This is a genomic window from endosymbiont of Lamellibrachia barhami (assembly GCF_011947365.2).
Taxonomy (GTDB): Bacteria; Pseudomonadota; Gammaproteobacteria; order Chromatiales; family Chromatiaceae; genus QGON01.
In genome coordinates this window covers 2,296,199-2,308,747 of sequence record NZ_JAAVSH020000001.1, presented here as the reverse complement: position 1 = coordinate 2,308,747, position 12,549 = coordinate 2,296,199, and the positions used below count along the sequence as shown (strand labels likewise).

9 protein-coding genes and 2 pseudogenes are annotated in these 12,549 nt (G+C 56.2%); 6 read left to right on the top strand and 5 right to left on the bottom strand.

Annotated features, from left to right (window positions below; all coding sequences use genetic code 11):
• Positions 1-72 precede the first annotated feature (72 nt).
• Positions 73-1,125: pseudogene (locus G9Q73_RS10415) on the bottom strand (M3 family metallopeptidase); the annotation flags it as partial.
• Positions 1,126-1,133: 8 nt separating this feature from the next.
• Here G9Q73_RS10415 and G9Q73_RS10410 point away from each other — a divergent pair.
• The 6 genes and pseudogenes from G9Q73_RS10410 to yihA form a co-directional block, all read left to right on the top strand.
• A pseudogene (locus G9Q73_RS10410) lies at positions 1,134-2,393 on the top strand (proton/sodium-translocating pyrophosphatase); the annotation flags it as partial.
• 282 nt (positions 2,394-2,675) lie between these two features.
• Positions 2,676-3,224 (top strand): inorganic diphosphatase, encoded by a 549-nt coding sequence (gene ppa, locus G9Q73_RS10405; protein WP_177419730.1) that lies wholly within the window; start codon positions 2,676-2,678, stop codon positions 3,222-3,224.
• A gap of 63 nt (positions 3,225-3,287) precedes the next feature.
• Complete coding sequence (locus tag G9Q73_RS10400; protein WP_177419729.1) at positions 3,288-3,827, top strand: YfcE family phosphodiesterase; 540 nt, start codon at positions 3,288-3,290, stop codon at positions 3,825-3,827.
• Between the two features lie 7 nt (positions 3,828-3,834).
• On the top strand, positions 3,835-4,314 hold the full coding sequence (gene moaC / locus G9Q73_RS10395; protein WP_177421401.1) for a cyclic pyranopterin monophosphate synthase MoaC: 480 nt from the start codon (positions 3,835-3,837) through the stop codon (positions 4,312-4,314).
• Between the two features lie 106 nt (positions 4,315-4,420).
• Entirely contained in the window at positions 4,421-4,876 is a 456-nt protein-coding gene (locus tag G9Q73_RS10390; RefSeq protein ID WP_177419728.1) for a bacteriohemerythrin, read from the top strand.
• 11 nt (positions 4,877-4,887) lie between these two features.
• A complete protein-coding gene (gene yihA, locus G9Q73_RS10385; protein WP_177419727.1) occupies positions 4,888-5,505 on the top strand; it encodes a ribosome biogenesis GTP-binding protein YihA/YsxC in 618 nt (205 codons plus the stop codon).
• Positions 5,506-5,824: 319 nt separating this feature from the next.
• On the opposite strand, the gene G9Q73_RS10380 is transcribed toward yihA, so the two are convergent.
• The 4 genes from G9Q73_RS10380 to G9Q73_RS10365 form a co-directional block, all read right to left on the bottom strand.
• On the bottom strand, positions 5,825-7,276 hold the full coding sequence (locus G9Q73_RS10380) for a TrkH family potassium uptake protein (protein ID WP_177419726.1): 1,452 nt from the start codon (positions 7,274-7,276) through the stop codon (positions 5,825-5,827).
• Between the two features lie 127 nt (positions 7,277-7,403).
• Positions 7,404-8,777 (bottom strand): Trk system potassium transporter TrkA, encoded by a 1,374-nt coding sequence (gene trkA, locus G9Q73_RS10375; RefSeq protein ID WP_177419725.1) that lies wholly within the window; start codon positions 8,775-8,777, stop codon positions 7,404-7,406.
• Positions 8,778-8,920: 143 nt separating this feature from the next.
• Positions 8,921-10,288, bottom strand: a complete 1,368-nt coding sequence (locus G9Q73_RS10370; RefSeq protein ID WP_177419724.1) for a sigma-54-dependent transcriptional regulator — start codon at positions 10,286-10,288, stop codon at positions 8,921-8,923.
• Complete coding sequence (locus G9Q73_RS10365; protein WP_177419723.1) at positions 10,285-12,459, bottom strand: sensor histidine kinase; 2,175 nt, start codon at positions 12,457-12,459, stop codon at positions 10,285-10,287. The genes G9Q73_RS10370 and G9Q73_RS10365 overlap by 4 nt, the downstream gene beginning before the upstream one ends.
• Positions 12,460-12,549: the final 90 nt, after the last annotated feature.

The following is a 12,549-nucleotide window of genomic DNA, read 5'->3' as shown; positions in this document are numbered from 1 at the left end:
AACCGCGCAACAATGATGGTAACACTGACGAGGTTGCTGCGGTTTGACTCCGACCCCTAATGATGTGTGGCATTAACCGGTGATGCCGTTGTGACGCAGCAGCGCATCGATCTTTGGCTCGCGTCCACGGAAGTCGATAAACAGCTCCATGGCATCCCGGGAACCGCCCTGTTCAAGGATGCCCGTCAGAAAGGCTTTGCCAGTTTCTGGATTGAAAACACCCTGCTCCTCGAAGAGGGAGAAGGCATCAGCCGATAGCACCTCCGCCCATTTATAACTGTAGTAACCTGCTGCGTAACCACCGGCGAAGATGTGGGAGAAGCCGTGGGCAAACCGGTTCCACTCAGGCGGGGTCACCACCGAGACCTGTTTACGCACCTCGTTGAGGATCTCGTAGATGCGCCCACCCCTCTTCGGGTCGTACTCCCGGTGGATGCGGAAGTCGAAGAGGGAAAATTCCAACTGGCGCATCATCGTCATGGCGGACTGAAAGTTCCTGGCGCCGGTCATGCGCTCAAACAGGACTTCGGGAATCGACTCGCCGCTCTCATAGTGACCGGAGATAAGATCGAGGGCCGCCTTCTCCCAGCAGAAGTTCTCCATGAACTGGCTCGGCAGTTCCACGGCGTCCCAGGCCACGCCGTTGATGCCTGCCACTGCCGGATAGTCGATGCGGGTGAGCAGATGGTGCAGGCCGTGGCCGAATTCGTGGAACAGGGTCTCCACCTCATCGTGGGTGAAGAGCGCCGGTTTGTCGCCAACCGGTGGTGAAAAGTTGCAGGTGAGGTAGGCGACCGGCAACTGGTCGACGGTGTCGCTAAAGAAACGGGTGACGCACTCATCCATCCAGGCGCCGCCCCGTTTGTGTGGGCGGGCATAGAGATCGAGGTAGAACTGCCCCCGCTCCTCTCCGTCGGCGTCGCGAATCTCGAAGAAGCGGACGTCCGGGTGCCAGCTGTCGACGCCCAGGATCTCCTGAATCCTGATGCCATAGAGGCGCTCCACAACAGCGAACAGACCCGGTATCACCTGCGTCTCCGGGAAGTAGGGCTTGAGCTCCTCCTGCGTTATGTTGTGGCGGTGTTGGCGTAGTTTTTCGCTGTAGTAGCCGATGTCCCAGGCCTCGGATCACCTACCCACTGGTGCTCGGCGGCGTCTCCATCATCGCTTCGATAATCGGCACCTACTTCGTCAAGGCGAATGAGGGCGATTCCAAGATCATGATCGCGCTCTACAAAGGACTGGCGGTTGCCGGCGTTATCGCCGCAGTGGCCTCCTACTTTGTCACTGACTACATGATGGCTGACGTGGTTATCGAGGGCGTCAACAACTGACTTTATGCCTCTTCGGTTCCGCCATGATCGGTCTGGTGCTGACTGCGGCAATGGTTGTGATCACCGAGTACTATACCGCAACTGAGTTTGCCCCAGTGAGGCACATCGCTGAGGCTTCAACCACCGGTGACGGCACCAACGTGATCGCCGGCCTAGGCCTCTCCATGAAGTCCACCGCTGCCCCCGTGCTGGCGATCTGCGCCTCCATCTGGGGTGCCCACGATCTGGCCGCCTCTACGGCATCGCCATCGCCGCCACCTCCATGCTCTCCATGACCGGCATCATCGTCGCCCTGGACGCTTACGGCCCGATCACCGACAACGCCGGAGGCATCGCCGAGATGGCCGAGTTGGACGAAAGGGTCCGCAACGTCACCGACCCGCTGGATGCCGTTGGCAATACCACCAAGGCAGTGACCAAGGGCTATGCTATCGGTTCCGCAGGTCTCGCCGCCTTGGTGCTGTTCGCCGACTACACCCACAGCCTGAATCTGCCGGCAAGCTGGTCAGCTTCGATCTCTCCAACCACATGGTCATCATCGGCCTGTTCATCGGTGGTCTGGTGCCCTTCCTGTTCGGCGCCATGGCGATGGAAGCTGTTGGCCGTGCCGCCGGCGGCATCGTCAACGAAGTGCGTCGCCAGTTCAAGGAGAAGCCTGGCATCATGGATTACAGTGAGAAGCCTGACTATGGCAAGGCTGTGGACATGCTGACCAAGTCTGCCATCAAGGAGATGATCATCCCGTCAATGCTGCCAATCGCGGTTCCCGTGATTGTGGGGCTGACCCTCGGTGCTCAGGCGCTGGGTGGCCTGCTGATCGGCACCATCGTAACCGGCCTCTTCGTCGCTATCTCCATGACCACCGGTGGTGGCGCATGGGATAACGCCAAGAAGTACATCGAGGACGGCAACTTTGGCGGCAAGGGTTCCGATGCACATAAAGCGGCAGTCACTGGTGACACCGTAGGCGACCCCTACAAAGACACCGCCGGTCCTGCAATCAACCCGTTGATCAAGATCATCAACATCGTTGCACTGCTGATCGTACCGCTGCTGTAATTTCAGACCTTTGGTTTGAGAGAAAAGGGGGGCTTCGGCTCCCCTTTTTTGTTGGGTTCATTTTTGAGCCTCAACCAGGCATCCCAACAAAATAATTTCCCACGCCATAAAAAAGGGAAATACTCAACACACTGGACACCCACCGCGCATACCCTTAACCTAGCCAAAAATTGCATGGCCAAAAAATCGATATTTCAGCTCGATGCCGCCAATCAACAAATACGTTTTACACACATAGGCCGGTATCTATCCGGCCTTTTGCGCCCATAAAGGTAGCAATTTATGAATCTGGACAGAGTCAGTTCCGGCAACAACCTACCCAATGAAATCAATGTCATCATTGAGATTCCAGCTCATTCAGATCCCGTCAAATATGAGTTGGATAAGGAAACCGGTGCAATGTTCGTCGACCGTTTCATGTCCACAGCAATGCACTACCCCTGCAACTACGGTTATGTGCCCCATACGCTCTCACCAGACGGCGACCCGGTCGATGTGCTGGTGCTTACGCCCTATCCATTGATCCCAGGGTCGGTCATCTCCTGCCGCCCGGTCGGCGTACTAAAGATGAAGGATGAGTCCGGCGATGACGCCAAGATTCTCGCTGTGCCGATCGACAAGTCCTGCAAATCCTACCGTCATGTGCAGAGCTTCCGGGATTTGCCCGGTGACGTACTCAACCGCATCTCCCACTTCTTCGAACACTACAAAGATCTCGACGAAGGGAAGTGGGTGCGCGTCGACGGCTGGTACGGCATCGATGAAGCGAAAGACGAGATTCTATCGAGCGTCAAGATGTACCAGGATGCCCCTGAAAAACCCAATTTCTAACGGGACGACTGGAGGCGTGAACGGGCTATAATAGCCTGCCCCTCCCCAAAGCAACCAAAATCCATGAAGATCTGCATTTTATCCGACAGCCATGACCATATCCCCCTGCTCGACGCTGCGGTAGCCGAGGCCAAGTCGCTGGGTGCCGAAGCAGTCCTGCATTGTGGCGATGTTGTCGCGCCCAGCACACTGAAATGCCTGAATAAACACCGTTTACCCGTACACGTCATTCATGGCAACAATACCGGCGACCTCTATACCTTGGGGCGTCTCACCAGTCATGAAGACAGCGTGATTGAATATCATGGTATGGATGCCGGGGTGAAACTGGCGGGAAAACGCATCTTTCTGGTGCACTACCCCCATTATGCGCGTGCGATCGCCGCAACCGGCAACTGGGATCTGGTCTGCTGTGGCCACAGTCACAAAGTCAAATTTGAAGACCTGCCCAACATCAAGGGCGGCAAGACCCCGCTGGTCAATCCCGGCACTATTGGTGGCGTCGGAAAATCCGCAGCCACCTACGTCATGGCCGATCTTGAAAGCATGCAGTTTGAGGTCCGCGAGATCTCGAAGAAGATAGAACACGAGGACGATGAGTAACAAACAGATGTCTGAACTCACCCACTTCAACGCTATCGGCGAGGCTCATATGGTCGATGTGGGTGATAAAACCGTTACCCACCGCGTAGCCGTCACTGAAGGACGCATCCAAATGGAGCCTGACACCCTCCGACTGATCATGCAGGGAGGGCATAAAAAGGGCGATGTGCTCGGTATCGCCAGGGTAGCCGGCATCATGGCCGCCAAAAAGACCGCAGATCTGGTGCCCCTATGCCACCCACTGGCACTGACCAAGGTCAATATCGATCTTATCCCTGAGCCAGACAGCAACAGTGTCTACTGCCAAAGCAGGGTGGAGACCCGTGGTCAGACCGGCGTCGAGATGGAAGCGCTCTGTGCAACCCAGGTGGCGCTATTGACCATCTATGATATGTGTAAGGCTGTCGATCGCGGCATGACCATCAATCAGGTGCGGCTATTGGAAAAAGCCGGCGGCAAATCGGGGCACTGGAAGCGTTCTGAGTAACTACGATCATATTAACAAATGCAAAATAATGTAAAATAGCATGAGTGTTCTTCATATTTCTTAACATGCATCTTTTGAACGATATGCCAACCCGAGGAGATACGCCATGGGTGCCTTTGTAGAGTGGTCAGATTCGCTAAGCGTTGGAATTGAGGAGATCGACGAACAGCACAAAATTCTGGTGAATCTGATAAACCGCATGCATCAGGCAATCCACGAGCGCCATGGCAGCGATGTCGTCAAAGTCATTCTCGCAGAACTCGCGGACTACACCCGTATCCATTTTGCCGTGGAAGAGAGCCTGATGCGTATTCTCAACTACCCCGGCTATGATGAGCACAAAGAGATCCATGACGAGTTGCTTAGTCACGTCGTCGAGCTCATAGAGAAGGTCGAGTCGGGCAAAACCGCCATCGGCTTCGAGTTGCTGCATTTTCTCAAGACCTGGCTCACCAAGCACATTATGGAGGAGGACATGCGGTACACCGGCTTCTTTCTTGCCGCAGGCGCCAGCCCGAAACTGAGCAAAAAATCCTGGATCCGGCGCCTTTGGGGCAGTTGATCTACCTTAATATGAACCCCTTTTACCACCGCGCACAGTTCCTCACCAGCGCGGCCAAGCTCTCTCAAAGTCCCGCCGACACAGGCATCGAAGTGGCATTTGCCGGCCGCTCAAATGCCGGAAAGTCCAGCGCCCTCAATGCTCTATGTCAGCAAAAAAGCCTGGCGCGCACCAGCAAAACCCCAGGGCGGACCCAGCTGCTGAATTTCTTTTCTCTGGATGAAAACAGGCGTCTGGTCGACCTGCCGGGATATGGCTACGCTAAAGTGGCGGAGGCGGTAAAACGCCAGTGGCAGGGAGCACTCGCAGACTACCTGGCTCAGCGGCAGTCTCTGCGCGGACTGATATTATTAATGGATGTTCGCCACCCGTTAAAGGATTTTGACCGGCAGATGCTGGAATGGAACACCCACCAGGGCCTCCCCACTCACATCCTGCTGACAAAAGCGGACAAGCTGAAACGGGGAGCAGCCAACAGCACACTCTTGCAGGTCAGAGAAACGCTGAAGGCGTACCCTGAGATTACGCTGCAGCTTTTTTCATCCCCAAAACGCCAGGGTATTGCCGAAGTGCATCACCTGCTCGACATTTGGTTTGACCTAGACCAGAACCAGGACGAAGCGCAATAAGCCCAAAGAAGTTCGCGACAGGAAATAAACAGGGCAAAAAAGAAGACCCCGAGCACCTAAAGGGGAAAGGCGTCCGGGGTCGATCTTCCCGGATGGGGTCACCGGGAAGGGCGGGCCGCCAAGGGAGGGAAGCAGCCCTATCAGTCGTCGCGACTTGTAAAATAAGACCGGTATCGTCAAAGATAGTTCAAAACTGATGAAAAATAGTCTTCATCGGCTCGCAAAAACCTCAACCATTTATTTTTACTGGAAATAAATCCCACCGACATCCTGGATCGCAGAACAAGAACCAAAACTCCTAAAATGGTTTTGACCCACGCTATTTGCGCCAGAAGGCAGGGGTCAGCAGCACCAGCAAAGTAAAAATCTCCAGCCGCCCAAGAAGCATCGCGAAGCAGAGGATCAGTTTCGCCGTGTCATTTAGACCCGCATAGTTGGCGCCGACACCGGCAAGTCCCGGCCCCAGGTTATTGATACTCGCACCCACTGCAGAGAAGGCGGTCATCAGGTCCAACCCGGTGAATGCCAATGCCATGTACATAACGGTAAAACTGGCCACATAGAGGGCGAAAAAGCCCCACACCGCCTCAACGACCCGCCTGGGAATGGTCTTGTCTCCGACCCGGATGGGAATCTGGGCACTGGGGTGGATCAGGCGATTGATCTCTCGCATCCCCTGCTTGATCAGCAGCAGAAAGCGAATCACCTTGATACCCCCGCCAGTGGAACCGGCACAGCCACCAATAAAGCTGGTAAAGAGCAGCAGAATCGAAATCACGCCGGGCCAAAGAGAGTAGTCAGTTGTGGTAAATCCGGTGGTTGTGCCGATGGAGACCGCCTGAAACAGCCCCTGGGTAAACGCTTCACTCCAATCGGAGTAGATGCCCATGCCATAGAGTGCGACTACCACCATCAGGGTGACCACTCCAAGCGTTGCGATATAGAGTCGAAATTCGGAATCCCCCAGATAGATACCCAGCGACCTGCGCCGGACGACGAGAAAATGGAGGGCAAAATTTACCCCGGAGAGCACCATGAAGACGACTGCAATCATCTCTATCAGGGTACTGTCAAAATACCCTATGCTTGCGTCATGGGTTGAAAAACCGCCAATCGCCACTGTCGAAAAAGCATGTCCCAGCGCGTCAAAGGGCGTCATGCCCGCCACCCAATAGGCCAGGGCGCAACTGACAGTGAGTCCAAGATAGATATACCAGAGCGCCTTTGCCGTCTCGGTGATGCGTGGCGTCAGCTTACTATCCTTCATCGGTCCCGGCGTCTCCGCACGGTAGAGCTGCATGCCACCAATACCCAGCATCGGCAACACTGCCACCGCCAGGACGATGATACCCATGCCACCAAGCCACTGCAGTTGCTGCCGGTAATAGAGGATTGACGGAGGCAGATAATCGATCCCGATGATCACTGTTGCCCCAGTAGTGGTAAGCCCGGAGACCGACTCAAATATCGCATCGGTTATTGTCATGTCCGCACTTTCTGAGAGCATAAACGGCAATGCACCGGTCAAACCCAATACAGTCCAGAACATCACCACCACCAGGAAGCCGTCCCTGACCCGCAACTCCTGATGCCGACTGCGCACCGGCGCCCAAATTGCCAAACCCAGCCCCAAGGTCAGGATAAAGCCATCGGTGAAACCAATCAGCTCCCCATCTCCAAACCAGAGCGACACCAGCATCGGTGGCAGCATGGTCAGGCTAAAGAGCATGAGCAGGACACCGAGAATGCGTTGGACGACGGAGAAGTGCATAAAAAAGGGAAAGGCTAAAGGCTAAAGGCTAAAGGCTCACAGCCTTGAACACAGCCCAGAACTGGACGCCTGTCATCGAGTAATAATGAAACCATTTTCTCTATCCTTTCACCTTTAGCCTTTTGCCTTAAAGAAACGTAACCCCAACCTGGAACAACTTCTCTACATCCCTAATTTGCCGTTTATCAACCAGAAAGAGGATCACGTGGTCACCGCTCTCGATGGTGGTATCGTGGTGAGCGATCAGCACTTCTTCGCCCCGCACCACTGCGCCGATGCTGGCCCCTTTGGGCAATTTGATCTCATCAATGGAGCGTCCCACTACCTTGGAGGAACCCCGATCACCGTGCGCCACCGCCTCTATAGCCTCGGCCGCGCCCCTCCGCAGGGAGTGTACTACCACGACATCACCCCGCCGCACATGGGTCAGGAGACTGCCGATTGTGGCCAGTTCCGGTGAGATGGCGATATCGATGGGACCACTCTGCACCAGTTCCACATAGGCTGCCCGATTGATCAGCGCCATCGCCTTGCCAGCGCCGAGCCGCTTGGCCAGCATCGCCGAAAGGATATTGGCCTCATCGTCGTTGGTGACGGCGCAGAAAACATCAGTATTCTCAATGTTCTCCTCCAGCAGCAGATCCTCGTCCGCCGCATCGCCGTGCAACACGATTGTCTTGTCGAGACGCTCAGCGATCTCCCGCGCCCGATCCTGGTTGGATTCGATGAGTTTTACCCGGTATTTCGACTCCAGAGCCTGCGCCAGCCGCCTGCCGATATTTCCGGCTCCGGCGAAGATCAGCCGTTTGTATCGCTTCTCCTGCTTGCGCAACTCACTCATCACCGCACGAATATCCTCCGTGGCTGCGATGAAAAAAACCTCGTCATCCACTTCAATCACCGTATCACCTAACGGCTGGATGACCTCACCCTCCCGGTAGATCGCCGCCACGCGGACATCAGTGTTCGGGATATGGTCATAGAGTGTGCGGAGCTTATGCCCGACCAAAGGGCCGTCATAGTAAGCCTTGACCGCCACCAGGCGAACACGTCCCCTCGCGAAATCGAGCACCTGCAGGGCGCCGGGGTACTCCACCAAGCGCAGAATATATTCTGTGACCAACTGCTCCGGACTGATCAGCACATCAACAGGGAAGACCTCTGGGGCAAAGATCCCGGGATAGTCGAGATAACCCTGCGCCCGGACCCTGGCAATCTTCATGGGGGTGTGGAACAGGGTGTAGGCAACCTGACAGGCAACCATATTCGTCTCATCACTGTTGGTCACCGCCAGGATCATATCGGCATCTTCAGCCCCGGCGCGACGCAACACATCCGGATGCCCGGCATGCCCCTGCACAATTCCAAGATCAAGCCGATCCTGCAGTTCCAGCAGCAGGTCGTTTTTCTGGTCCACCACCGTAATGTCGTTGTCCTCATGCACCAGGGCATTGGCGACCGAGCGCCCCACCTGCCCGGCGCCAAGGATGATAATTTTCATTCTTTTTATCCCTACACTATTGCCCGTTCAGAAACACCGTTTTCACCACAAAAACGCAAAGAAACTTATTTTGAATCAATTTCTTATCTTCGTGTTTTTCGTGGTCTTCGTGGTAAGTTGCGGACTTCAAGACTGACTCTGCACTAGCGCCGATCCTTTATCTCGATTTCCAGCGAACGCAACTTACGATAGAGATGGGTGCGCTCCATCCCCACGTCTTTTGCCATGCGTGAAATATTGCCTTCGTGCTTGTGCAGCTGGTATTCAAGATAGGCCTTTTCAAACTGCTCCCTGGCCTGCCTCAACGGCAAATCGAAGGAGACCACACCCCCCCCACCATCTCCGCTTCTGAGCTCCGGCGCACCCAGCGCCGCCTCGACTTCATCCTGGGAAACCTCGTCTCCCGCTCCGAGAATCAACAGTCGCTGCACCAGATTTTTAAGCTCTCGTACATTGCCGTACCAGGGGTGGTTGCGCAGAAAATTCTGTGCCCCCACATTGAAACGCCGGTAGGGTAGCTTTTCATGTGCGACGAAATGATCGACGTAGAAGTTAAGCAAGTCAGGCACATCCTCCGGGTGCTCCCGCAGGGGGGGCACACGCAGTGGGACTACGTTCAGATGATAGAACAGGTCTTCCCGAAAATCGCCACTCTGTACCGACTCTTCGAGGTTTTTATGGGTTGCGGCGATGATGCGCACGTCGATGCTCACAGGATCAGTACCACCCACCCGCAGAAAGGCGCCGGTATCCAGCGCGCCCAGCAGCTGAGACTGCGCCTCCAGATCCATATCCGCCACCTCGTCCAGAAACAGCGTGCCACCCGCGGCCTGTTCCAGACGGCCATAGTGGATACGCCCCCCCTCTTCGCTGCCGAACAACTCCCGGGCAGAATTTTCGCTGGCGATGGAACTCACCGCCACATCGACAAATGGGCGATCCCGGCGCACGCTCTGCATATGGAGATACCGGGCCAGCGTCTCCCGGCCGCTGCCGGGTTCACCGGTGATCAGCACCCAGGTGTCGTGCTGGGCGATCCGCTTCACCTGTTCCTTCAGACGCTGCATCATTGGGCTCTTGCCGGTCGGCTCATGTATCGGCATGGAGTGGCGACGCAGTCCCACATTCTCCTGCTTCAACTGCTCGGCCTCGAGGGAACGCTCCACCGTTAACAGCAGCTTGGCAAGGGAGAGGGGTTTCTCAAGAAAATCGTAGGCCCCAAGACGGGTTGCCTCCACTGCGGTCTCCACCGTGCCGTGCCCCGACATCATGATTATCGGACAGGGCAGGCCCTCGTCCTCACCCCACTCTTTCAGCAGGGTGATGCCGTCCACGTCAGGCATCCAGATGTCGAGCAGCACAAGGTCTGGGCGACGATCCCGCAGAGCCTGACGGGCGGTTGCACCGTTCTCTGCGACCACCACTTCGTAGCCTTCATCCTCCAGGATCTCTTTGACGAGATTGCGGATATCCGGCTCATCATCCACCACCAGGATATGGGATGTACTCATTGTTTTTCTTCCTCCGTACCACATAGCACTGGCAGCTGTAGGGTCAAACAGGCACCGTCTGAACAGTTCTCGGCCCAGATGATACCGCCATGCTCCTCCACAATCTTCTTTACAATCGCCAGCCCCAAACCGGTACCCTTTGGTTTTGAGGTTACATAGGGTTCAAACAGATGTTGCAGCATCTCTTCACTGAAACCGGGACCGTTATCCTGCACCCGCATCTCAAAGAAGGCATGGTCTGCCCGCTCAATGATCTGAGTGGAAACCGAAACGCAGCCATTATCCTGGGCGGCAACCGCCTCTTGAGCATTTTTCACTAGATTATGCACCACCTGGCGCAGCCGCAGGGAATCCGCTTCAATCTGACTGGTGCCAGCCTGCAGAGAAACATCAAGACAGATCTCCTTATCGACCCCCCTGTAGAGATCCACCACCTCGCTGATCAGACTGTCGGCCTGCAAAGGTTTGGCCTGCATCTGGGGGGGGCGCGCATATTCAGAAAAATCATTGACCATCTCCTTCATCGCCTCCACCTGCTGCACGATGGTGTGGGTTGCACGATCCAGTACCCTGGCATCCTGCTCCGGCATGGTGTGAAGATATTTGTGCCGCAGGCGTTCCGCCGAGAGCTGGATCGGCGTCAACGGGTTCTTGATCTCATGGGCAAGGCGACGCGCCACTTCACCCCAGGCCGCATCCCGCTGGGCGCGGATCAGGGCGGTAACATCATCAAACAGGATGATATGCCCGTTGCGCCCATTGGGTTGCGCAAAGGGTGTGCTCCTGCAGATCAAAACCTTTCTCCCTTCACCGCCGAAGAGCGTCACCTCACCCTTCCACTCTTCGTTCGGATTCAATAGCGGTGTCTGCAGGATCTCCACAAACTGGCGCAACACAGGGGATCCCAGCGCCAACTCCTGCAACTGCGCCCCAATCAAGCTACCAAGATCGCTCCCCAGGATCTTTCCCGCAGCTGGGTTGGCAGTCTGTAGATTACGCGTGGCATCAAAGGTCAGCACACCGGAGGAGAGGCTGCCGAGCACTGTTTCCAGGTAGGCACGCTGCCCTTCCACCTCGCGCTGACTGCGATCTGCCTGATCCCTGGCCTGGGCGATGCGCCGGGTCATTGCATTGAACGAGGCGACCAGAAAGGCCAGCTCGTCAGCCCGGCGCGGCACCGGCAGCTGACGATCGTAGTCACCTTCCGCTACCGCCCGGGTACCCTCCGCAATATTTGCGATAGGCGCCACCATGCGGCGCGCGGTGAAGAAGGCGGCCCAGATAGCAGACAAAACACCAAACAGCAGCACCAGCGATAGGGTCAGAGAGAAATTCCACTTCAGCGACTGACGCAGATACCCCAGCTCCTTGTACCGGTTATAGGCCAGCTCCAGTTTCTCCGAAAGCCCGCTGATGCGGGTGGACGTCGGGTAGAGTCCCTGCAGGATAAAAGGTCGGCTCAACGGGTCCCGCACCGCTACCCGAATCATCAGATCGTCCTTACCATGCTCCAAACCCACATAATCATTACCCGCCCGCAACTGCTGGCGAATCTCACTGTCCGGGACACCCGGTGCCAGCACGGTCGGATCCACATTGGCATAGGCGATGATCTGTCCACCCAGGTCGGTGAGCGCCAGCTCCACTGCCCCTGACTGCTGCAGCAGTTCGGCAATCGCCAGGGAGAGGGCCGACTCCGACTGATCATCGATGCTGCTCAACAACTGCTCGGTGTATTTGAGCAGCAGCCGCTGATTCAGACCCAACGCGGACTGACCCAACTCACGGGCATCCTCCATCGCACGGTCGATATCCACATCGAACCAACTGTCGATACCCGCCTGGAGAAAACCGAATGAGTAGTAGTAGACCACCCCGACAGGCGCCAGCGAGATCGCGCTGAATAACACCACCATGCGCAGGATCAGGCGGGATCCCGGCCGCTGCCGCGCATACTGTCTTATCAGGCGGATACTGTTGTAGATGATCAGTCCGAGCAGGATGAACATGCCGGCGATGGAAACCACCAGCAGAGGCACGAAATAGCGACTCAGTTCAGCGGAGTTCTGTACCGCGCTGCTCATCAGATGCAGCGACGTCAACAGCAGCGTCAGCAGCACCACCACTGACAGGCCGCCCATACGCATGGATTTCAGGGTTGTAGAGGCCATTGGGTCCACCCGGTTGTCAGTTTCCAGCCTGTGCCGAGATAGGCCAGGGGGCGCAGCGGCAGCGGCAGGGATTCGATATCCAACCAGATC

Excerpts from the sequence above, each read along its gene's own strand:
- moaC (WP_177421401.1), top strand. The coding sequence starts at position 3,835 with ATGTCTGAACTCACCCACTTCAACGCTATCGGCGAGGCTCATATGGTC.
- G9Q73_RS10400 (WP_177419729.1), top strand. The coding sequence starts at position 3,288 with ATGAAGATCTGCATTTTATCCGACAGCCATGACCATATCCCCCTGCTC.
- ppa (WP_177419730.1), top strand. The coding sequence starts at position 2,676 with ATGAATCTGGACAGAGTCAGTTCCGGCAACAACCTACCCAATGAAATC.
- G9Q73_RS10365 (WP_177419723.1), bottom strand. The coding sequence starts at position 12,459 with ATGGCCTCTACAACCCTGAAATCCATGCGTATGGGCGGCCTGTCAGTG.
- trkA (WP_177419725.1), bottom strand. The coding sequence starts at position 8,777 with ATGAAAATTATCATCCTTGGCGCCGGGCAGGTGGGGCGCTCGGTCGCC.
- G9Q73_RS10370 (WP_177419724.1), bottom strand. The coding sequence starts at position 10,288 with ATGAGTACATCCCATATCCTGGTGGTGGATGATGAGCCGGATATCCGC.
- yihA (WP_177419727.1), top strand. The coding sequence starts at position 4,888 with ATGAACCCCTTTTACCACCGCGCACAGTTCCTCACCAGCGCGGCCAAG.
- G9Q73_RS10380 (WP_177419726.1), bottom strand. The coding sequence starts at position 7,276 with ATGCACTTCTCCGTCGTCCAACGCATTCTCGGTGTCCTGCTCATGCTC.
- G9Q73_RS10390 (WP_177419728.1), top strand. The coding sequence starts at position 4,421 with ATGGGTGCCTTTGTAGAGTGGTCAGATTCGCTAAGCGTTGGAATTGAG.